This is a genomic window from Microbacterium sp. AG157, from assembly GCF_003385695.1.
In the GTDB taxonomy this organism is placed as follows: domain Bacteria; phylum Actinomycetota; class Actinomycetes; order Actinomycetales; family Microbacteriaceae; genus Microbacterium; species Microbacterium testaceum.
The window spans coordinates 370,885-391,259 of record NZ_QRDK01000002.1 but is presented as its reverse complement, the minus strand read 5'-3'; the positions used below and the strand labels follow the sequence as shown (position 1 = coordinate 391,259).

At 67.5% G+C, this 20,375-nt stretch carries 15 protein-coding genes; 11 read left to right on the top strand and 4 right to left on the bottom strand.

Features of this window, described 5'->3' with window-relative positions; genetic code table 11:
• Positions 1-16 precede the first annotated feature (16 nt).
• On the top strand, positions 17-1,303 hold the full coding sequence (locus DEU35_RS07670) for an aspartate kinase (RefSeq protein WP_116239134.1): 1,287 nt from the start codon (positions 17-19) through the stop codon (positions 1,301-1,303).
• A gap of 99 nt (positions 1,304-1,402) precedes the next feature.
• On the opposite strand, the gene DEU35_RS16840 is transcribed toward DEU35_RS07670, so the two are convergent.
• Together DEU35_RS16840 and DEU35_RS07655 are read right to left on the bottom strand one after the other, a co-directional pair.
• Entirely contained in the window at positions 1,403-2,677 is a 1,275-nt protein-coding gene (locus DEU35_RS16840) for a tetratricopeptide repeat protein (RefSeq protein ID WP_181904609.1), read from the bottom strand.
• Positions 2,674-3,924 carry an AAA family ATPase gene (locus DEU35_RS07655; RefSeq protein WP_116239133.1) on the bottom strand — a complete coding sequence of 417 codons (1,251 nt, stop codon included), beginning with the start codon at positions 3,922-3,924 and terminating at the stop codon, positions 2,674-2,676. The genes DEU35_RS16840 and DEU35_RS07655 overlap by 4 nt, the downstream gene beginning before the upstream one ends.
• A gap of 233 nt (positions 3,925-4,157) precedes the next feature.
• Here DEU35_RS07655 and DEU35_RS07650 point away from each other — a divergent pair, with 233 nt between their 5' ends.
• From DEU35_RS07650 to DEU35_RS07625, 6 genes are all read left to right on the top strand, one after another.
• Positions 4,158-5,228 carry an aspartate-semialdehyde dehydrogenase gene (locus DEU35_RS07650; RefSeq protein WP_116239132.1) on the top strand — a complete coding sequence of 357 codons (1,071 nt, stop codon included), beginning with the start codon at positions 4,158-4,160 and terminating at the stop codon, positions 5,226-5,228.
• A 99-nt stretch (positions 5,229-5,327) separates the two neighbouring features.
• Complete coding sequence (locus DEU35_RS07645; RefSeq protein ID WP_103206106.1) at positions 5,328-6,800, top strand: malate:quinone oxidoreductase; 1,473 nt, start codon at positions 5,328-5,330, stop codon at positions 6,798-6,800.
• Positions 6,801-6,807: 7 nt separating this feature from the next.
• Positions 6,808-7,413: a thymidine kinase gene (locus tag DEU35_RS07640; RefSeq protein WP_103206107.1), complete on the top strand. Its 606-nt coding sequence runs from the start codon at positions 6,808-6,810 to the stop codon at positions 7,411-7,413.
• A gap of 49 nt (positions 7,414-7,462) precedes the next feature.
• Complete coding sequence (gene galE / locus DEU35_RS07635; RefSeq protein ID WP_103206108.1) at positions 7,463-8,491, top strand: UDP-glucose 4-epimerase GalE; 1,029 nt, start codon at positions 7,463-7,465, stop codon at positions 8,489-8,491.
• 63 nt (positions 8,492-8,554) lie between these two features.
• Complete coding sequence (locus DEU35_RS07630; protein WP_116239131.1) at positions 8,555-9,346, top strand: FadR/GntR family transcriptional regulator; 792 nt, start codon at positions 8,555-8,557, stop codon at positions 9,344-9,346.
• A complete protein-coding gene (locus DEU35_RS07625; RefSeq protein ID WP_116239130.1) occupies positions 9,339-10,160 on the top strand; it encodes a siderophore-interacting protein in 822 nt (273 codons plus the stop codon). Before DEU35_RS07630 ends, DEU35_RS07625 begins: the two co-directional genes overlap by 8 nt.
• 19 nt (positions 10,161-10,179) lie before the next feature.
• Here the strand turns inward: DEU35_RS07625 and DEU35_RS07620 are convergent, their stop codons facing one another.
• Complete coding sequence (locus DEU35_RS07620) at positions 10,180-10,959, bottom strand: HAD-IIB family hydrolase (protein ID WP_103206111.1); 780 nt, start codon at positions 10,957-10,959, stop codon at positions 10,180-10,182.
• A 143-nt stretch (positions 10,960-11,102) separates the two neighbouring features.
• The gene (locus DEU35_RS07615; protein WP_181904608.1) at positions 11,103-11,468 is read right to left on the bottom strand and encodes an META domain-containing protein; all 366 of its coding nucleotides are present in this window, start codon (positions 11,466-11,468) and stop codon (positions 11,103-11,105) included.
• Between the two features lie 169 nt (positions 11,469-11,637).
• Between DEU35_RS07615 and DEU35_RS07610 the strand changes: the two genes are divergently transcribed.
• The 4 genes from DEU35_RS07610 to DEU35_RS07590 all read left to right on the top strand — a co-directional run bounded on the left by DEU35_RS07610 (position 11,638) and on the right by DEU35_RS07590 (position 20,343).
• Positions 11,638-13,662, top strand: a complete 2,025-nt coding sequence (locus DEU35_RS07610) for a hypothetical protein (RefSeq protein WP_147301848.1) — start codon at positions 11,638-11,640, stop codon at positions 13,660-13,662.
• Positions 13,663-14,661: 999 nt separating this feature from the next.
• Positions 14,662-15,117, top strand: a complete 456-nt coding sequence (locus DEU35_RS07600; protein WP_103206114.1) for a peptidoglycan-binding protein — start codon at positions 14,662-14,664, stop codon at positions 15,115-15,117.
• A 292-nt stretch (positions 15,118-15,409) separates the two neighbouring features.
• On the top strand, positions 15,410-19,810 hold the full coding sequence (locus DEU35_RS07595; RefSeq protein ID WP_147301847.1) for a GDSL-type esterase/lipase family protein: 4,401 nt from the start codon (positions 15,410-15,412) through the stop codon (positions 19,808-19,810).
• On the top strand, positions 19,807-20,343 hold the full coding sequence (locus tag DEU35_RS07590) for a hypothetical protein (RefSeq protein ID WP_116239126.1): 537 nt from the start codon (positions 19,807-19,809) through the stop codon (positions 20,341-20,343). The genes DEU35_RS07595 and DEU35_RS07590 overlap by 4 nt, the downstream gene beginning before the upstream one ends.
• The last annotated feature ends 32 nt before the right edge of the window (positions 20,344-20,375 follow it).

The window sequence follows — 20,375 nt, the reverse complement described above, 5'->3', positions numbered from 1 at the left end:
TCCGGGAGTTCTCCTCATGGCTCTGATCGTCCAGAAGTACGGCGGTTCTTCCGTCGCCGACGCCGAGAGCATCAAGCGGGTCGCCAAGCGCATCGTCGACACGCGCCGCGCGGGACACGAGGTCGTCGTCGCGGTCAGTGCCATGGGCGACACCACCGACGAGCTGCTGGATCTGGCGAACCAGGTCGCGCCCATCCCGGCGCCCCGCGAGCTCGACATGCTGCTCTCGAGCGGAGAGCGCATCTCGATGGCCCTGCTGGCCATGGCGATCCACTCGATGGGCTTCGAGGCGCGTTCCTTCACCGGCAGCCAGGCCGGAATGATCACGGACGCCACGCACGGCGCCGCCCGCATCGTCGATGTCACCCCCGTGCGGCTGCGCGAGGCGCTCGACGAGGGGGCGATCGTGATCGTCGCCGGCTTCCAGGGCTTCAACCGCGACACCCGCGACATCACGACGCTCGGTCGCGGCGGATCCGACACGACCGCCGTCGCGCTCGCCGCCGCTCTCAAGGCGGATGTGTGCGAGATCTACAGCGACGTCGACGGCATCTTCACCGCCGACCCCCGCGTCGTGCCGCTGGCCCGAAAGCTCGACCGTGTCGGCAGCGAAGAGATGCTCGAGCTCGCCGCCAACGGCGCCAAGGTCCTCTACATCCGCGCGGTGGAGTACGCCCGCCGTCACGGCGTGATCATCCACGCCCGGTCCACGTTCAGCTCGGGCGAGGGCACCTGGGTGCTCGATGCCTCGAAGTCCTCACCGCTCGTCCCCGAGGGAGCCACCATGGAAGAGCCCATCGTCGCCGGCGTCGCCACCGACCTCAGCCAGGCGAAGATCACCGTCATCGGCGTGCCCGACGTTCCCGGCAAGGCCGCCGACATCTTCAAGATCGTCGCCAAGTCCGGCGCGAACGTCGACATGATCGTGCAGAACGTCTCCGCCGCCGCGACCAGCCGCACCGACATCTCGTTCACGCTGCCCAAGACCGACGCCCCGACGGCGCTCAAGGCGCTCGCCGCGGAGCAGGCCGAGGTCGGGTTCGAGAGCCTCGTGCACGACGACCAGATCGGCAAGCTGTCGGTCGTCGGCGCGGGCATGCGCACGCACTCGGGCGTCTCGGCGACCCTCTTCGAGGCGCTGAGCCTCGCCGGGGTGAACATCGAGATGATCTCGACGTCGGAGATCCGCATCTCGGTCGTCGTCCGCGGTGTCGACCTCGCCGAGGCCGCACGACTCGTGCACACGGCGTACGGTCTCGACGGCGAGGCCGAGGCGACGGTGCACGCGGGCACCGGTCGCTGACCGGCTCTTCGCCTGGACGGGTGACGTCGCCGCGCCCCGGGGCGAGGCGCACGAGGAGCGTCGCGGCTCGTTTCGGTGCGGCGTGATCGGTGACGGCGGCTAGCTCGTCGTCTCCCGTCGCTCTTGCCCGGTCTTCGGGAAGGGCTCGGGCAGTCGTTCGCCCGAGAAAGCCCAGACGACGATGTAGAGCACCGAGCCGACGAAGAAGAGCCCGAGCAAGACCACTCCGGCGATCGCCCCCGGCCACAGGAGCAGGAGCAGCCCGGCCGGTCGCGTCATCGCGCCCGGGACGAAGCCACGGGTCATGAGGTGGAACATGACCACGAGCACACCGCCGGCGTAGGCACTCGATAGGCCCAGGGCCAGCGCCAGAGGGCCGAGAGGGTCGCCTGCGGCGGCGTAGAGCACGATGCCGATGAAATCGAGGACGAGCGCTCCGGCGATCGCCCACGAGCTGAACTTCGACAGGGGACCGTCGTCCATTCGAGACGCGACGATGGGACGGAACAGTTCACCGAGGTGGCGCCGCATGCGACGGAGCCACAGACCCAGGATGGCGATGGCGGCGGAGAAGAGGATCGCCTGGAGACCCGCGCCGACGAGATGGCCGAGGCCGGTGTCGATGCGCCACCCCCAGAGGCCCCCGGTCGGCACGCACACTGCGAGGAGGGCGACGCACAGGCCGAACACGACCGACACGGGCAAGACCAGCGCCCGGCTGGTGGCGAGTTCGAAGAACACCTCGTTGTCGTCATCGCCGGGATCCCTCGCCGCGCGGCGAGCCGTTTCGAGAAGCGCGTCCGATCCGCGCTGCCCCGGCCCTCCGAAGACCGCCAGAATGCGTTGGGCGTCGTCGTTCGTCGGGTCGATGCGCAGCGCGGAGGCCGCCGTCTCGCGCGCCTCGCGTGTGCGGCCCACCTTCCACAGGCACGTCGCCCTCGCGAGATGCAGATCGACGTCATCGGGCTGTGTCTCGAGCGCACGCTCGAGGGCGGGGAGGGCGTCCGCGGCGCGGCCGAAGGCGTGCAGGACGCGCGCGTAGGTGTACACCGCGAAGGTGACCTCGGGCGCGAGCGCGTAGAGCCGGTGGGCGGCGTGAAGCGCATCCGCCTCGTGACCGGTCTCCATGTGGGCGAGGGCCAGCAGACGCCACGCCCACGCGTCGTCAGGGAACGACGACACCGCGTCTCGGGCCAGCGAGGTCAGCTCGTTCCAGCGCTCCAGTTCGACCAGGGCCTCCCCGACGATCCGCTGGGCGTCGGCGTTGCCGGGTTCGCGAGCGAGCACCGCTCCCGCATCGCGCAGCGCCTGCTCGTGCCGTCCGAGGTCGAGCAGCGTCTCGGCGTTCCGGAGTGCCCGGGCGTTGTCGCTCACAGCCGGCGCACGCTCTTGAGGTAGTCGCGCAACTGGGTGAAGGTGCCGTCGTCGTCGCCGAAACGGACGACGTTGCGCGCCGCCTCGAGCCAGGGGCCCGTGGACGAGGTGGTCTGGGCGACGCCGTGTCGCAGGTCGTCCATGCCGATGAGACGCGCGGTGCCCGTGCGCGCGCTCTCGAGCAGCGCGTTCTCGCTCGCGACCTCGCAGACGTACGCGATGTCGGCGCCGCTGTAGCCGTCGGTCGATCGCGCGAGCTCTGCGAGGTCGACGCCCTCGACGGGGCGGCGTGCCAAGTGGTGCCGGAAGATCGCACGTCGCGCCTCTTCGTCGGGAGGGAGGACCAGAACCGTGCGGTCGAGACGGCCCGGCCGCCTCAGCGCCGGATCGACGTCCCACGGCTGATTCGTCGCCGCGAGCACGAAGACGCCCTCATTGTCGCTCGCGACGCCGTCGAGCTCCTCGAGCAGGGCGACGACGACCCCGCGCATCCCGCTGTGGCGGGCCTGCGAACGGCGCTGCCCGATGGCATCCAACTCGTCCAGGAAGATCACCGTCGGCGCGTCGCGGCGTGCCAGCTGGAAGAGGTCGCGGACGTTGTGCTCGCTCTCGCCCAGGTACCGGTCGAGGATGTCGCTGATGCCGACGGAGATGAAAGATGCACCGAGTTCGCCGGCGATCGCGCGGGCGATGAACGTCTTGCCGCACCCCGGCGGTCCGTACATGAGCAGTCCGCCGCGCAGGCTCTTGCCGTAGAGCGCGCGCAGCTCGGGGTTCTTCAGCGGGGCGAGGAACGCGGCATTCAGGCGCTCTTTGACCTGGGTCATGCCCCCGACGTCGGCGAGGGTGGTCGTGGGGCGCTGCAGGTCGTGCGCGTCGAAGGCCGGGGCGCCCTCGCCGTCGACGAACGCGGGCTGCGCGATGTGCCCCACCTCGGTCTCGGCGGCCGACCAGTCGAAACCGCCTTCCGGGCGCGGCGGGGCGGGCGGATCGGGCAGCTGGCGACTCGCCGAATCGGGGGAGGGGAACGACGCGGCATCGGGCGCGGGAGCGCCCAGCGCCCGCGCGAGGAGATCGCGGGCCCGTGAGTCGGTCGGGGAGTGCGACAGAACCGTGCTCGCTTCCGCGACCGCCTGTTCGGAGAGACCGCGTTCCCACAGCTGCGTCGCGAGATGCAGGCGCAACTCGTCGTCGAGCGGTGCGGCCTCGACGGCGCGACGCAGGGCTTCGATCAGCGGGTCGTTCATCGGTCTCCTCGCAGCGGGGGTGCCCTGCCATTGTGGGCGAGACCACCGACACGTGCCAGGTGGTCATGCCACCTGTGGATGCACCGGCCGGCGGGGCAGCGGTCCTGCCATCCTCGCGCTCTCGACCGCCAGAGAGATCGGCACCGATCGGAGAGCTCGCGGGCGCACGCTACTCTGGCACGAATGTCGCGCGCATCCGTTCGCGCGCGCCTCCGCGTACCCGAGGAACAGTCATGACCCGCATCTCCGATTCCGGAATCTCCCTCGCAGTCGTCGGCGCCACCGGCCAGGTCGGCACCGTCATGCTCGAGATCCTCGCCGAACGCGCGTTCCCGATCCGCGAGCTGCGTCTGTTCGCGACGGCGCGTTCCGCCGGCTCGTCGATCGAATTCGCCGGTCACTCCGTCGTCGTCGAAGACGTCGCCACCGCCGACCCCGCCGGCGTCGAGGTCGCTCTGTTCTCCGCCGGCGCCACGGGGAGCCGCGCCCACGCCCCCCGCTTCGCCGAGGCCGGTGCCCTGGTCATCGACAACTCCAGCGCCTGGCGCATGGACCCCGAGGTGCCGCTGGTCGTCAGCGAGGTCAATCCCCACGCCATCGATCAGGCCGTCAAAGGCATCGTCGCCAACCCCAACTGCACCACCATGGCCGCCATGCCGGTCCTGAAGGTCCTCGACACCGAGGCCGGCCTCGAACGCCTCATCGTCAGCACCTACCAGGCCGTCTCCGGCTCCGGCCTCGCGGGCGCCCGGGAGCTCCTCGGCCAGGTCGAGGGCGTCCTCGCCCAGGGCGAGGTGGAGCGTCTCGTGCGCGACGGCTCGGCCCTCGACTTCCCCGAGCCCGAGAAGTACGTCGCCCCGATCGCCTTCGACGTCATCCCCTTCGCCGGCAACCTCGTCGACGACGGCCAGAACGAGACCGACGAAGAGAAGAAGCTCCGCAACGAGAGCCGCAAGATCCTGGAGCTCCCCGACCTGCGCGTCGCGGGGACGTGCGTCCGCGTCCCCGTGTTCACCGGCCACTCGCTCAGCATCAACGCCGAGTTCGCCCGCGACCTCTCGCCCGAGCGTGCGCGCGAGCTCCTCTCCGAGGCTCCCGGCGTGGCGCTCGAAGAGGTTCCGACTCCGCTTCAGGCCGCGGGCACCGATCCGAGCTACGTCGGGCGCATCCGTGCCGACCAGTCCGCCCCCGAGGGCAAGGGCCTCGTGCTCTTCATCAGCAACGACAACCTCCGCAAGGGTGCGGCGCTCAACGCCGTCCAGATCGCCGAGCTCGTCGCGCAGAAGCGTCTCACGACCGCCTGAGGACACGGCATCCGGATGCCGGGTGCGAGGTGTCTCGACATCGAACCGACGGTTCTCTCGATGTCGAGACACCTCTCGGCTCGCGCCTAGAATCGACGGGTGACTGAAAACGTCGATGTTCTTCTCATCGGTGGCGGCATCATGTCCGCCACTCTCGGCACGCTGCTGAAGGACCTCCAGCCCGATCTCAAGATCGCGGTGCTCGAGCGTCTGAGCGACGTCGCTCAAGAGAGCTCGAACGCCTGGAACAACGCGGGTACCGGTCACGCGGCGCTGTGCGAGCTGAACTACACGCCCGAGTCCAAGGACGGCACGATCGATCCCGCCAAGGCGGTCGCGATCAACGAGCAGTTCCAGCAGAGCCGTCAGCTGTGGGCCTCGCTCGTCGCCGAGGGTGTTCTCGACGAGCCGTCGACGTTCATCAACGCCACGCCCCACATGACGTTCGTGCGCGGCGAGAAAGACGTCGCCTTCCTCCGCAAGCGCTACGAGGTTCTCAAGCAGCAGCCGCTGTTCGCGGGCATCGAGTACAGCGAGGACTCGCGCGTCATCAACCAGTGGGCTCCGCTGCTCATGCAGAAGCGTCGCAAGGGCGAACCCTTCGCCGCCACGCGCGTGCCCGCCGGCACCGACGTCGACTTCGGCTCGCTCACGCGCCAGCTGTTCGCGAACCTGCGCGAGAAGGGCGTCGAGGTCGCCACCAACCACGACGTCAAGAAGCTGAAGAAGAAGAAGGACGGCACGTGGGAGGTCTCGTACCGCCACGTGATCGGCGGGACCCCCGGCTCCATCAACGCGAAGTTCGTCTTCGTCGGCGCGGGCGGCTGGGCCCTCAAACTCCTGCAGCGCTCGGGAATCCCCGAGATCAAGGGCTACGGTGTCTTCCCGATCGGCGGGCAGTGGTTGAAGACCTCCCACCCCGACATCGTGGCGAAGCACCGCGCGAAGGTCTACTCGCAGGCCTCCGTGGGTGCGCCTCCCATGTCGGTGCCGCATCTCGACACCCGCGTGATCGACGGGGAGTCGTCGTTGCTGTTCGGTCCGTTCGCGACCTTCAGCCCGAAGTTCCTCAAGAACGGATCGATGCTCGACATCGTCACGCAGGTGCGCCCGCACAACATCGGCCCGATGCTGAAGGTCGCCGTCGACAACCCGAGTCTCATCAAGTACCTCGTCAGCGAGCTGCTCAAGACCCACTCGAAGAAGGTCGACAGCCTCCGCGACTTCATGCCCACCGCGAAGGACGAGGACTGGGAGCTGCTCGACGCCGGCCAGCGCGCCCAGGTCATGAAGCGCGACAAAGACAAGGGCGGTGTGCTGCAGTTCGGCACCGAGGTCGTCACCTCGGCCGACCACTCGATCGCGGGGCTCCTCGGTGCCTCGCCGGGTGCCTCGACCGCCGTGTCGATCATGCTGGGGCTCATCAAGACCTGCTTCCCCGAGCGCATGGCCGACTGGGAGCCGCGCCTGCGCGACCTGATCCCCAGCTACGGCGAGACGCTGAACACCAACCCGGCCGCGGCGCGAAAAGAGCTGGATGCCACGGCCCACGCTCTCGCGATCAACCCCTGAGTCGCGCGTGGCGAAGCTGTACTTCCGCTACGGGGCGATGAACTCGGGCAAGTCCACGGCCCTGCTGCAGGCGGCGTACAACTACGAGGAGCGCGGTCAGCGCGTGCTGCTGGCCAAGCCGGAGATCGACACGAAGGGCGCTGACCAGATCGACAGCCGCCTGGGTGTGAAGCGCCCGGTGGACTTCCTGGTGGCGCCCGACGACGACCTGCGCGAGGTCTTCCACGCCGCGGCCGGTCACGCGCCCGTCGCTTGTCTTCTGGTCGACGAGGCGCAGTTCTTCACCGCCGCGCAGGTCGACGACCTCTTGCGCATCGCCGTCCTCGACGGCATCCCGGTCCTCGCCTACGGGATCCGCACGGACTTCCGTACCGAGGCGTTTCCGGGGTCGGCGCGTCTGATGGAGATCGCCCACAGCCTCGAAGAGCTGAAGACGATCTGCCGGTGCGGGCGCAAGGCGATCTTCAACGCACGGCTCGTGGGTGGCCGGTTCGTCTTCGACGGCGATCAGGTCGCCATCGACGAGGGGCAGATCGAGGGCGAAGTGACGTACGAGTCGATGTGCGCCGCGTGCTACCTGCGCGAGTCCGGCGGGCGGCTCGACGGGCGCTGAGCCCCTCTCGCGCGATCGGCGCGGTGTCGCCGAGCGATAGCCTGGAGGCATGCGCGTACTCCTGGCCGGCGGAGCCGGTTACATCGGAACCCACACGGCCGTCGCCCTCCTCGAAGCGGGTCACGACGTCGTCCTCCTCGACGATCTGTCGGGCACGCACGCCGTCGCCGCCGAGCGGGTCGAGACGATCACCGGCAAGCCCGCGCCCCTGATCGTGGGCGACGCCGCCGACGAGACGGTCGTGGCGAAGGCGTTCGACGAGCACGGTCCGATCGACGCGATCATCCACCTCGCCGCGTTCAAGGCGGTGGGGGAGTCGACGCAGAAGCCGCTCGAGTACTACTCCAACAACCTCGACACCACCTTCGCCCTGCTGCGCGTGGGCATCGCCCGCGGCATCCGGAGCTTCGTCTTCTCGAGCACCGGGACGGTGTACTCCGACCCGGCCGATCTCCCCTTCACCGAGGAATCGACGACGAGCATCGATCTGTCGAACGCGTACAGCAAGTCCAAGCGCATGAACGAGGTCGTGCTCGCCGATGTGGCGCGGGTGAACCCCGAGCTGAACGTCACCGTGCTGCGCTACTTCAACCCGGTGGGCGCGCACCCCTCCGGTCTGATCGGCGAAGACCCCGCCGGCATCCCGAACAACCTCATGCCCTTCGTCTCGCGCGTGGCCATCGGCACGCTGGACGAGATCGGGGTCTTCGGCGCCGACTACGACACCCCCGACGGCACCGGCCTGCGTGACTACATCCACGTCGTCGACCTGGCCGAGGGCCACGTCGCCGCGCTCGAGCAGGCCCAGCCCGGACACCAGGTGTTCAACCTGGGCACCGGTCGCCCGGTGAGCGTGCTCGAACTCGTCGCCTCGTTCGAGAAGGCCGTGGGGCGCGAACTGCCCAAGAAGATCCTCGACCGTCGTCCCGGAGACGTCGCCGCCACCTACTGCGACCCGTCCAAGGCCGGCGAGGTGCTCGGTTGGCGCACGCGTCTCGGCATCGACGACGCCTGCCGTGACTATTGGAACTGGCAGACCACCAACCCGGCCGGGTACCGCACGACCGCCGACGTCTGACCATCCGCGCGTAGGGTGGTGTGGTCGGGTCACACCACCGTGTCCGAGAGGACGGGGGATGCCATGCCGAACACCGCACCCCGTGCCTGGCAGGTGGTCCTCGAGCGAATCGAAGGCGACCTCCGCGAGGGGCGTCTGGCTCCCGGCGACCGGCTCACCCCGGAACGCGAGCTTGCGACGCAGCTCGGCGTCGGTCGCTCGAGCGTCCGCGAGGCGATGCGTGTGCTCGAGGTGCTCGGGGTCGTCCGCACGGCGACCGGGTCCGGGCCGACCGCCGGGGCGATGATCGTCACGACGCCGAGGGGCGGCCTGGCCGCCTTCCTGCGGCTGCAGGTCGCCGCGAACGGCTTCCCCCTGACCGACGTGGTGCGCACGCGCATCGTGCTCGAGTGCGATGTGGCCGAGCGCGTGGCCCGCGACGACGTCGACCTCACCGAGGTGATGGCCATCTTGGACGCGATGGATGCCGAGGGCCTCGCGCCCGACGAGTTCCTGGCCCTCGACGCGCGCTTCCACCAGGCCTTGTCCGAGGTGTCGGGCAATGCGGTCATCTCGGCGATGATGGCGGGACTGCGCAGCTCCATCGAGGCGTACACGCGCGCGGGTGCGGCCCGTCTCGACGCGTGGCCCACCGTAGCCGAGCGGCTGCGATCGGAGCATCGGCACATCGTCGCGGCGGTCTCGGTGGGCGACGCCGACGGTGCGCGCGAGGCCGTGCGCGCGCACATCACCGACTACTACACCGAGGTGGCGCAGGCGCTGAGCCCGTCCGACGCGGCCGAGGCCGCCGTCGGTGACGCGGCGCGGGTCGCCGTGCGCTCTTCACCGTCCGCTCGAGAGGATCTCCATGAGTGATCGACCCGCGCGCCCGCCGCGCCCGCAGCACGTGCTCCACGTCGTCGAAACCGAGCGTCTGACCCCGCACCTCGTCCGCGTGCGCGCTCGGGGTGAGAACCTGGAGGCGTTCCGAGACAGCCCGCACACCGACAAGTACGTCAAGATCACCTTCGCGAAGCCGGAGCTGGGCCTCGAGCCGCCGTACGACCTGGCTGCCTTGCGCGAGACGCTCGCGCCGGAGGACCTCCCCGTCACCCGCACGTACACGGTGCGCGCGGTCGACGGCGACGAGGTGACCATCGATTTCGTGGTGCACGGCGACGAGGGGCTCGCGGGCCCGTGGGCGGCGCGCGCGCAGCCGGGGGAGCGCCTCGTGGTGTCGTCGCCCGGCGGCGGCTACGCGCCCGACTCCACGGCGGACTGGCACCTGTTCATCGGCGACGAGTCCGCGATCCCCGCGATCTCCGCGGCTCTCGAGGCCCTGGCCCCGGATGCCGTCGGCGCGGCGTTCCTCGAAGTCCAGGCCGCCGACGAGCAGCTCTCGCTCGACGCTCCGGCTGGAGTCGAGATCGTCTGGGTTCACCGCGGGTCCGCCGTGGCGGGTGCGACGAACGTCCTGGCGGATGCCGTGACCTCCTGGCATCCGCACGACGGGCGAGGACATGTCTTCGCGCACGGAGAGCGCGAGGCGATGAAGCGGATCCGCGACCTCGTCTTCACGCGGTGGGGCTTGGGTCGCGAGCAGGTATCTCTGTCGGGCTATTGGGCGTACGGGCGCACCGAAGATCGATTCCAGGCCGAGAAGCGCGAGCCGATCGGGCAGATCCTCTGACGGCTCGCGCCCCGCGGGCTCAGTGCCCGGTTCGTGCGGGAAGCGTCGGAATGAGCTGCTCGAGGAACGCGGCGGTGTCTTCCCACCCGTGCACGGCCTGGCACTCGACGCCCATCGCCAGCACGGGGTAGTCGTTTCCGTCGGGGTCGAGGCGGTCACCGACGAAGAGCATGTCGTCGAGAGGGATGCCGGTGGCCTCGACGAGTTTGTTCATGCCGTAGGCCTTGTCGATGCCGCGGTGGGTGATGTCGACGGAGGTCGATCCGCCGGAGCGGACCTCGAGGTCGGGGATGCGGTTCGCCACGGCCTCGCGCAGGCTGTTCTTCTTCTCGCCGGTGGGGTCCCAGGCCATCTTCGCCTCGAGAGGGGCGGACTGCCCGAGTGCCGAGAACGTGATCTGCGAGCCGCGGTCTTCGAGGATGTCTCCCCACGGTTCCGACTCCCAGAGGCCGAGGCGTTCGGCCTCTTCGCGCACGGCGGCGAGAGCGCGCTGCTTCTCGTCGTCGGTGAGCGAGTGGGCGTAGACGGTCTCGACGCCGGCGGGCGTGAGGAGGTAGTACTGGGTGCCGCACGTGGGCATGAGGTGAAAGTGAGAGAGCAGCTCGGGAGAGGCCTCGGGGAGGCGCTCGACGACCTGGCTGCGGAACTGCTGGAGCTGCCCGCCGGAGATGATGGCCACCTCCACCTTCTCGGCCAGAGCGAGCAGCAGGTCACCGATGCGCGGGTCGATCGCCGACTTCGAGGGGGCGAGGGTGTCGTCGAGGTCGAAGGCGACGAGGCGGGGCGAGGCGTCGGACACGGTGCTCCTGAAAGGTGAGAGGTCGTCGCACGGAGGTGTCGCGTGCGCGCGGCGGGCGGGCCGCCGAGGGGCCCGCGTACGAAGAGATTCTACCGGCGGGCTCCCGTCGCCCCTTGCGTCGTGCAGTGGGTGGGGGCGCGGGTTCAGACGGCTCGGGTGAGGATGCCGATCCGAGAACCAGCGCGGTCGAACACCGTGAGCGTGTCTCCGGCGATTGTCGCGCTGGCCACCCTGCGCAGCCAGGTGTCGACGCCCATGCAGGCCTTCAGCGTCGACAGCCCGAGACGGACGGTGAGCGTGTCGCCCTCCCGGGAGTACGAGCCGTTGAGCCCATTGCAGCCGTCGCTGCCGGTGAGGACCTCGTCTTCCAGTGTGAGGAACTCCGGTCCCTGCCCGGCCCAACGGCCGTTCTCGGATGCCGGGGCGGCACCGCTCGCGGGGGCGGCGCACGCCGCGGCAATCATGCCGCCGACGGCAAGCGCGGAGAGGGCAGCGAAACGGCGGGACATGAGAATCTCCTCATCCACATCGAAAAACGAAATCGACTTCATATACAACGCTCAGGTTCCCCTAAGGTAATCCTCGACGCTGAGAGATGGGTGGGGGCCCTATCGAGATTCCCGTCCTGCCTCATCGCGCGTTTTCACCAACACATGAGATGAGACGATGACACGAAACATGAAGCGTATGGGGTGGGCCGCAGCGTCCACCGCCGTCGCGCTCACCGCTTCCGGTCTGCTGGCCCCCGCGGCCTTCGCCGGGGAAGACCAGTCGCTCGCGCCGACCTCCGGTCCGGCATTCGATGCGACCGCACAGCAGCTCCTGGCCAACGACGACGTTCAGGCTGTGACGAAGGACACCCAGGGCCGCGTCGTCGTCTACACGACCGAAGCCGAGGGTGAGGCGAAGACCTTCGCCGACTCCAAGTCAAACGTCGTGGTGAAGCACATCGACAGCCCGTTCAGCCCGAAGGCCGAGACCGACGTGGTGGCGGGTGCCGGGTACTTCAGCGCAGACCCGTCCGCGCCGACGGCTGCCGGTGGTCTGTGCTCGATCGGTTTCACGGGATTCACGCCCACCGGTGACCCCGCCGTCATCACGGCCGGTCACTGCAACGACGACGGCGCGTTCACCGCAAGCGTGCTGACTGTTCCCACGGGGGATCCCGCGGGTGGCGGCGCCGCCAACAACGACGACGTCTCGTTCCGCGCTCCTCTCGGTACGCTCGGCTTCTCGCAGTACGGCGGACCCGGCAACTCCGCCGGCACCGTGGGCGACAAGGCCTCCGTCGACATCGCCGCCATCGACGTGACCAACACCGCGCTGAACCTCAAGCCGGAGATCACGAATTGGTCGACCGCCGCGTCGGGTGACCTTTCGCTCTCGACCATTGCCGTGACCTCTGTGGGCAAGGTGCAGGCGGGTCAGGTCTCGAAGTCGGGCCGCACGACCGGTTACACCACGGGTACCGTGCTCGAGCTCGAAGGCTGGGCCAAGGTCGGCGACCGCGAGGTCTACGGCTTCCCCGTCGAGAGCACCGAGGTCATGGTCCTGGAGGGCGACTCGGGTGGTGCCGTCTTCCAGGGCAACACCGCTGTCGGTGTCGTCTCGGGCGGCGACGACGCAGGAACGCTGCTCTGGGCGGCCGACCTGCAGGCAGGTCTCGAGCGGACCGGTGGCTACACCGTCGCCGTCGAGATCGCCGCCCCCGCTCTTGTTACTCCCGCGAACGGCGGCGAGATCGGTGTCGGCGGAACCATCTCCGGCACCGCGCCGGCCGGCACGACCGTGGAGATCAAGCCCGCCTCCGGCGCGGCTTTCGACGCCCTGACCGATGCCGCGGGCAACTGGAGCTTCGCGGCCCCCGACAAGCTCGGTACGTACGCGTTCTCGGTGACGGCGAAGAGCGGTTTCAGCCGGTCGCCGTCGGTCAATGCGACCGTCGAGGTCAAGGCGGCACCGCCGGTCATCACCTCGCCCGGAAACGGCTCGATCATCATCGACCAGCTCAACGAGTTCACGGGAACCGGTCTTCCCGGCGCGACCGTGAACCTGACCGTCGAGACCTCGGACGACACCGCTGCCGGTGACGACGCCCAGGCCAAGCTGGCACCGGCCGCCGTCGCGGCTGATGGCAGCGCCGTCGTCCGTGCGGACGGCACCTGGTCGATCCCGGTCGACCTCGGCATCGGTGCGTACAACGTCTCGGCGACCCAGGCTCGCGACGGTCAGGTCTCTGCTGCGGCTGTGATCTACTTCACGATCGCCCCGCCGGCACCGACGATCGACGGCATCCAGGACGGTGCGACCTACAGCGGTGCGGCTGTCCCGACGTCTGTCTCTGGTACGGGAGTCAACGGCGCGGAGATCGTTGTCGTGGTCAACCAGAACGAGGTCGCTCGCACCACGGTGCAGAACGGCACGTGGTCGGTCCTGCTCCCCACCGTTCTCGGTGAGGGCGCGTACGAGCTCGGTGCTGTCCAGACGGTCCAGGGCGTGTCGAACGGCACGTACCTGAACTTCACCGTCGCCGCGGTGGCGGCTCCGGGCCTGGGCGGCACGCCCGCGCCGGGCGGTAACGGCGGTGGCCTGGCCGTGACCGGTATGGGTGACATCGCTCCGCTCACATGGGGCGCCCTGGCGCTCCTGCTCGGTGGGATCGGCGCCCTCGGCTTCCGCTCGCTGCGTCGGGCGAAGAGCTAAGCACGACTGAGCAAGCGCCCCCGGTGTCTCCCCGTTTCGGGAGGGGCCGGGGGCGCTTCGTTATGCCCGGGAACGCGCAGGAGATGATCGCCAGCAGCACGTGCCTTCGAGCGCGGGTGGGGGAGCGTCTCGTTTGCGGTCCGTCGGAGCGGTCTGCATGTGCAGTGGTCGGGGTGCCAGGATTTGAACCTGCGGCCTCGTCGTCCCGAACGACGCGGGGCGGATTGCCCGGGTGTCGAGAACGTGATCTGGGAGCGCGGTCTTGGAGGATGTCTCCCCACGGTTCCGACTCCCAGAGGCTGAGGCGCTCAGCCTCTTCGCGCACGACCGCGGGGTACTGGGTGCGGCAGGTGGGCATGTGGTGGAAGTGCGAGAGCTGTTCGGGAGAGGCCTCGGGTCGGCGCTCGACGACCTGGCTGCGGAACTGCTGGAGCTGGCCGCCGGAGATGATCGCGACCTCGACCTTCTCGGCGAGGGCGAGCAGCAGGTCGCCGATGCGCGGGTCGGTCGCCGACTTCGAGGGGGCGAGGGTGTCGTCGAGGTCGAGGTCGAGGTCGAGGTCGAGGTCGAGGTCGGAGGCGACGAGGCGGGGCGAGGCGTCGGACACGGTGCTCTTGTCGGGCGGAAAACGGACCCTCGGAAGCGCCGCGGGCGGAGCCACCGGAGCGCCTCGGGGCCACCTAGGGGGGGCAGGGGTCCGCCGTCCATGATGTCCGCCCTTGCTGCAGCTCCCGCGATTTCGCATGTCGACGTGGATGTGCCTCGCCGATGTCGCGTTCATCCGCGATGTGCCTGACGACCACGAGACTCCTCCCGGCGACGGCGCGTTCGCGACGTCCCGGCAACAGGGGGGCATCGTCGCGGAAGCCCCCTCGCTCAGACATCGATACGCGGGAGGCCGACACCAAAGGCAACTATTCCACTCATGTCCCCCAAACGGCCTATACATAATATCGAGGCGTGCCGATACGCTCATTGCACAAACCGATTTGAGGAGCAATGGCCTTGACGAAGAGGAAGCGAATTATCCGGCTTGCGATGGTTGCGTTGCTGGTGGGTGCGGGTGCAGTCGCCGTCCCCACTGCCGCGCAAGCTGCGGTACCTACGTGTAATACGAGCGCAATTTATGCATTGGAGCGTCCGCTCGGGCCATCAGCGCCATTTCCGAGCGTGAACACCTACCCATATCAGCGTTCGTGCAATCTCTGGCCTGGGGGCGCCGACGGAGCAACTCGCATCCTGCAGTTCAACCTGAACCGGTGCCATAACGCCGGCCTCGCGGAAGACGGGGCGTACGGCCCTGCGACGCAGAACGCGGTGCGCGCCGTGCAGTCCCGCGCCGGCATCTCGGTCGACGGCGTATACGGACCTCAGACTATGAATGCCATGCGGTGGTTCAATGGCAACGGCTGCTATTCTGCCGGGAGCTATTCTTATTCAGGTCACAACGGATAGCTTCTTGCGGAAAATACTTATCCCATCCGTCTCGGTGAGCTTGTCGGAACCGCCCAGACGCCGTTCGGCGCCAAGGATGGGATTTTCTAAGGGACCAACGATCTGTGTGGTGAGGGGGTCCGCCTAAGTGGTGGCCCCCTACGTCGCAAAGCTGCGTGTCGAACTAATCTCACAGAGTTTTGCTCCGTGCGTCAGGTGACGCCGTACTCGTGAGCGTGAAATTACCCGGCGGACATTGTTTGCTGGTTCTGAGGGGCGCATCATCGTGCCGTTTGTGGGGGAATTTGTGCAGATGAAGAAGCGATTTCGTGGTGCGCTCGCATTCGTTCTGGGGCTGGTCACCGTCCTTACGTTCGCCCTTCCTCCCGGTGCGAGCGCGTCCTCGCTAGGGGCATCACCCTCGACCGAGCCCTTGACGGATGAGGCGCTTGCCGACCCCCCGCTTGCCCCGGAGGAGCTGCCTCCGACGCCGCCCGGGCCCTCTGCAACCGATGCCCCTCCCGCCGGGGACGACGGCGGCACCGCCGACTCGACCAATCGGATGGGGCCGGCGACTGCTCCGCCGCCGGATCTCGTCATCGATGCCACAGCGCCAGACGGGACTTCCGCGATCACCGAGGAGGATAGGGCATCCGTTATCGGCGAGGAGTGGGCATCCTCGCCGGATGTCGCTTGGTCTCTCTCGGGGGACGCGGACGGACTGGACATCCTTGTCGCCGAGGGGGCCGACGGTTACGACTGGCAGCGCGTAGCCACCCTGTCCGTACCGGGCTTCGATACGGACCGGTGGATCGGGAACGCCTGCCTCACGGGGGACAGTGACACGCTCGCCGTCGTTTACGCGCCCCGTGGTTTCGTCAACAACGGTGAGTTGTTCAGCCATGGTGCCTTCGCGGCCCTCATCGAGCTGGACACCGGGCACGTTCATCAGCTCGGAGCCGGCTACACACTTGCTTATTTCAACCCGGGATGCGGTGTGGAGTCGAAAGTCGCTCTGACGCAGCTGGACGACTCTCGAACTCGCGTCGTCACCGTGAACGCGCAAGCGCCCCAAGAAAGCTCGTCCGTGGAAGTAGACGGCCATTTCACCTCTGCTGTGCCCGATTACGACGGTCTCGTCGCCGCGGCGCCCGGCGCTGTCGTGCGGATCGACGAAGCAAGCGAGATCGACACGGTGCTGCCCGCGACGGGGACGCCATACGACCTCTCGATCGGCGACGACGGCGAGATCGCGTACCTGACCCACGACGGCACCACAGCTACGGCGTACCGAGTTACGGGCGTTCCCGGTGAAGAGGCCGTTCCACTGGCATCTGCGCCCCTGGAGCAGCTCGGGCTGGTTCGCACGGCCGAGGATCGCCTGCATCTCCTTGGAACGCCCGAGCTGTCGACGGTCGACCAGCAGGACGTCGCGGTCCACTCAGGTACCCGTGCCACCGCGACCCTGTCGTCGGCCGGTGTCCTGGCGGTGGAGGCGCCCGTTCGCGGAGAGATGGAGGGGAATGAGCCGGAGTGGTCAGACGACGCGACCGATCCCATCGTCCTCACAACGCAGAGCCTTCCGTCGGGCAAGCGCATCGAGTTTAGGGTGAGGGGCGACGATGACGTCTTGGAGGCGAACAGTGGGGCGCTCCGGGAGACATCCACGCTCAGCGCCGCCTCCGCGACCGCGGCCGCTGGCGAGAGCCCCACCAGCCCCGTAAGTGCGGGAAGCCCGTGCGCCATCCCGAGGAACGACCCGGCCATCCAGGCTTTTCAACCCAATCTGGCGGAGGTCGAGTGGGCGGTCGATCAGGCGGTACAGGGGAATCTGCCAGTTCAGGCGACCACCTTCGGGCGTCCCGCCCTCGACGGTTCGTCGGCGTCCGGAGGTACTCACGTCCCGCCGCAGATCGTTCTCGGAATTCTTGCCCAGGAATCGAACTTCTGGCAAGCGTCTAAGTTCACCGTCCCGGGCGTGACGGGAAACCCCCTCATGGGGGACTACTACGGTGTGCGTTCGGCAGAATCGGACGAGCCGTGGTGGACGATCGACTACAACCACGCGGACTGCGGCTACGGAATCGCGCAGGTGACGACGGGTATGCGAGCTGGTGAGATGCCCTACAACCAGCAGGTGATGATTGCCACCGACTACCGAGCCAACATCTCTCGCGGGCTGCAGCTGCTGATCAGCAAGTGGAACGAGACCCGGGCCGCCGGATTGACAATCAACAACGGGCATCCGAAGTATCTCGAGAACTGGTTCTACGCTCTCTGGGCGTATAACACGGGGTTTTACCCGAACAAGAATGACGGCGAACCCTGGGGAGTTGGGTGGCTCAATAATCCCATCAACCCGATCTACGAACCGAACCGTGGACCGTTCCTCGACGGTTCCCCGGGTGACGCTGCCAACCCGCAAAGGTGGCCCTATCCAGAGAAGGTGCTCGGTTTTGCGGCACACTCGGCTTACTTCTTAAACTCCGTGACGCAGGCGACGCTGGGAGACTACTTCCATTACGCCACCGCTTTCGCGCCGGCATGGTGGACCTCCGCCGACAAAGAGAACGGCGAACACTTCCGACGCACGGTAAAACCTCCCGTCGACTTGTTCTGTGACGAGAGCAACTACTGCGACAAAAACATGTCCATCCCCATCCCCGGTGAGGGCTACACGGCACCGTGCTACCACAAGGCGTACGCGGGCGGGCCCTATGACCTCAGATGCTGGTACAACAAAGCGGCCACCTGGAAGAATGACTGTGCATCTGCGTGCGGCTACGAGTCGATGACATACAAGCTGACCGACGCGAAACCCATCTCGTCCAGCAGCTACATGCCCAACTGCACGAAGAATGGTCTACCGTCGTCGGCGTTGGTGGTGGATGACGTGCCCTCAAGCGTCTCGAGCCAGCGTTGTACTCCAACGAGTACGGTCGGGAAGTTCGAGTTCACGTTCGCGCCGGGGCCTGACGGCAGGTTCCCGTCCAAAATCGACACCCATCAACTCGGGGCCGGCTTCAACGGCCATTTCACCTTTACACGGGCCCGCATCGCCTCGGTCAGCGCGGAGGAAGCTCAACATCTGGCCGTCTCAGGGAAGTGGAGCTTGAATCAGTCCCTCGCCGGCCGATGGACGAGGGTGATGGTGCATATGCCCAGCCATGGGGCCTGGAGTCAGCAGGCCCTCTACGAAGTGAATACGGGCTCGGCAGTCGTCACACGATCCGTCAACCAACGCAACTACGCGGACAAGTGGATCTCGCTGGGGACCTTCCTGATGACCGGTTCACCGTCCGTGACGCTGAAGAACAACTCCGGGGTTTACACCGACCAGGCGCGCGCTGCTGCGCTCCACGGGGAAGATGACATCGCGTGGGACGCAGTAGCCTTCGTGCCCTTGGAGCAGAAGCCCGCCGATTTTGTCGTTGCTTTGGGTGATTCCTACTCCTCGGGGGAAGGCACGAGCCTTCACAGCGGCGAGGAATTCTTCCGGGGGAGCGACCACAATGGGTCTTCCGAGTTCTTCGGGAACGCGTGCCACCGCTCTCCCTACGCCTGGCCCTTCAAGGTCGACCCGCCCAACATTCCAGGAGCGTCGACGGTGGGGGACCTGGTGAACGCGGACGATACGCGACTTGACTTTCAAATGCTGGCCTGCGCCGGCGCAGAGACCGAAAACCTCCTACCCCGCGATGATACGACCGACTACGCCGAAGCTCAGCAGTATGGCGAACGCACACAGCTCGATCGAGGTTTCCTCGACTCCAACACGACTGTCGTGACGCTGACGATCGGTGGAAACGACATTGGCTTCGGCCCGATCATCGAGACCTGTATCAAGTCGTTGGGTGCTCTCGCTTCGCCGCCCACGGAGTGCAAGAACGATCCTGCACCTGCGAACGAGTTCTCCGGCACCCTCGGGCAGATGGTGGATTCGCGGTTGGAGGGTCTGGCGGCAAAGGTCACGGCCGTGCTGCAGGAAGTGCGGCAGCGGGCGCCGTACGCCCGGATAGTGATGATGGGATACCCGTCCATCTTCGACGACGGCGTGAACTGCGTGTTCCTCAGCGCTCACAACAGGCCATGGCTGGATGACGTCACCAGCCGGCTCAACGCGGTACTGACCAAGGCGGCTTTCGACGCGGGGACGTATGTCACCTATGAGAGCCCGCAGTATCGGTTCAAGGGGCACAATGTCTGCGCAGACGATAACGCTCTGCAACGTCTAGTGCTGCAGACGACCCCCGGAGACAAGCAGACAATAATCTCTCCGCCGAACGGCCCGAGCTTCGGCATCTCGGCGCAATCCGTTCACCCGAACAAATTCGGCAGCGACTTGTACGCAAAGGCGGCGAACAACGCTCTCACTGCTGAGCGCCTTGCTCTCTCGGGCTCCTTGGTGGCGGGTGCGTCCACCACCTACTACGCGACCATGCGGTGGTTGGAGGGGCCCACTTCCATGAGCGTGAGTGCGTTTTCGAGTTGCGGCGGCGAGTTGCGTCTCGGGCTACGGTCGGGGGCACAGGGCTCTCAGTCGAGCAACTCGCTGTCGTGGAGGACGCCGCACAACATGCAGAACTTCCTCCACGCGCCCGATTCGTTGGCCACTCCGGACGTCCCCGGCAACACGTATGCGTTGAACGCGCGGATGACGACGAGCTGCTCCGGGGGTGGGACTCAGACGTGGGCCGGAGACCTCTATCGATGATCGCGCGGTTAGCGGTAGTCAGCGGCATCTTGTCGCTTGCACTGATGGCTGGCTGCTCCCCCTCTGGGGGTCTCTACCGGGAAGCGGCGGCGGCCGCCGAGGCCGGTCTGGCAGTGCATCTGCGCAACACGATCGCTCTGGTGACTTCGCTGATGCGAGAACAGACGGCGCCGGGGGCGGTTGGCGAAGCAGAGATCGCTCGTGTGTTCGGAGCTGACCTCCGTTCGGTGTCGCCGGCGTCGAGCGGACCTGTGGACGGACGCGGCGTCTTCGAGATCACACCGCACGCGAACGGCGATGTCGCCTTCTCCGTGCTCTTTGTTTCAACCGCGTTCAGGGCAGCGGGCCTCACGAGCACGAATGCATACGCCCACACCTGCGGCACCTTGACCGCGGGCGCTGCCGGCCCGGATGTGATCGTGACGAACCGGGAGTGCCCTCCTGAGATCGCGGCGTCAGCGGCACACGAGTCGGTATTTGTGCCGCTGGAAACCGTTGCGGCCGACGCGGGTGTTGGGGGTTCGCCAAAGTGACCACCCCTCGTCCTGTTGCTCGAATGGCGAAG

Coding starts and splice junctions, on each gene's coding strand:
- DEU35_RS07625 (WP_116239130.1), top strand. CDS start 9,339: ATGAGTGATCGACCCGCGCGCCCGCCGCGCCCGCAGCACGTGCTCCAC.
- DEU35_RS07655 (WP_116239133.1), bottom strand. CDS start 3,924: ATGAACGACCCGCTGATCGAAGCCCTGCGTCGCGCCGTCGAGGCCGCA.
- DEU35_RS07590 (WP_116239126.1), top strand. CDS start 19,807: ATGATCGCGCGGTTAGCGGTAGTCAGCGGCATCTTGTCGCTTGCACTG.
- DEU35_RS07650 (WP_116239132.1), top strand. CDS start 4,158: ATGACCCGCATCTCCGATTCCGGAATCTCCCTCGCAGTCGTCGGCGCC.
- DEU35_RS07630 (WP_116239131.1), top strand. CDS start 8,555: ATGCCGAACACCGCACCCCGTGCCTGGCAGGTGGTCCTCGAGCGAATC.
- galE (WP_103206108.1), top strand. CDS start 7,463: ATGCGCGTACTCCTGGCCGGCGGAGCCGGTTACATCGGAACCCACACG.
- DEU35_RS07600 (WP_103206114.1), top strand. CDS start 14,662: ATGGCCTTGACGAAGAGGAAGCGAATTATCCGGCTTGCGATGGTTGCG.
- DEU35_RS07615 (WP_181904608.1), bottom strand. CDS start 11,468: ATGTCCCGCCGTTTCGCTGCCCTCTCCGCGCTTGCCGTCGGCGGCATG.
- DEU35_RS07610 (WP_147301848.1), top strand. CDS start 11,638: ATGAAGCGTATGGGGTGGGCCGCAGCGTCCACCGCCGTCGCGCTCACC.
- DEU35_RS07670 (WP_116239134.1), top strand. CDS start 17: ATGGCTCTGATCGTCCAGAAGTACGGCGGTTCTTCCGTCGCCGACGCC.
- DEU35_RS07595 (WP_147301847.1), top strand. CDS start 15,410: ATGAAGAAGCGATTTCGTGGTGCGCTCGCATTCGTTCTGGGGCTGGTC.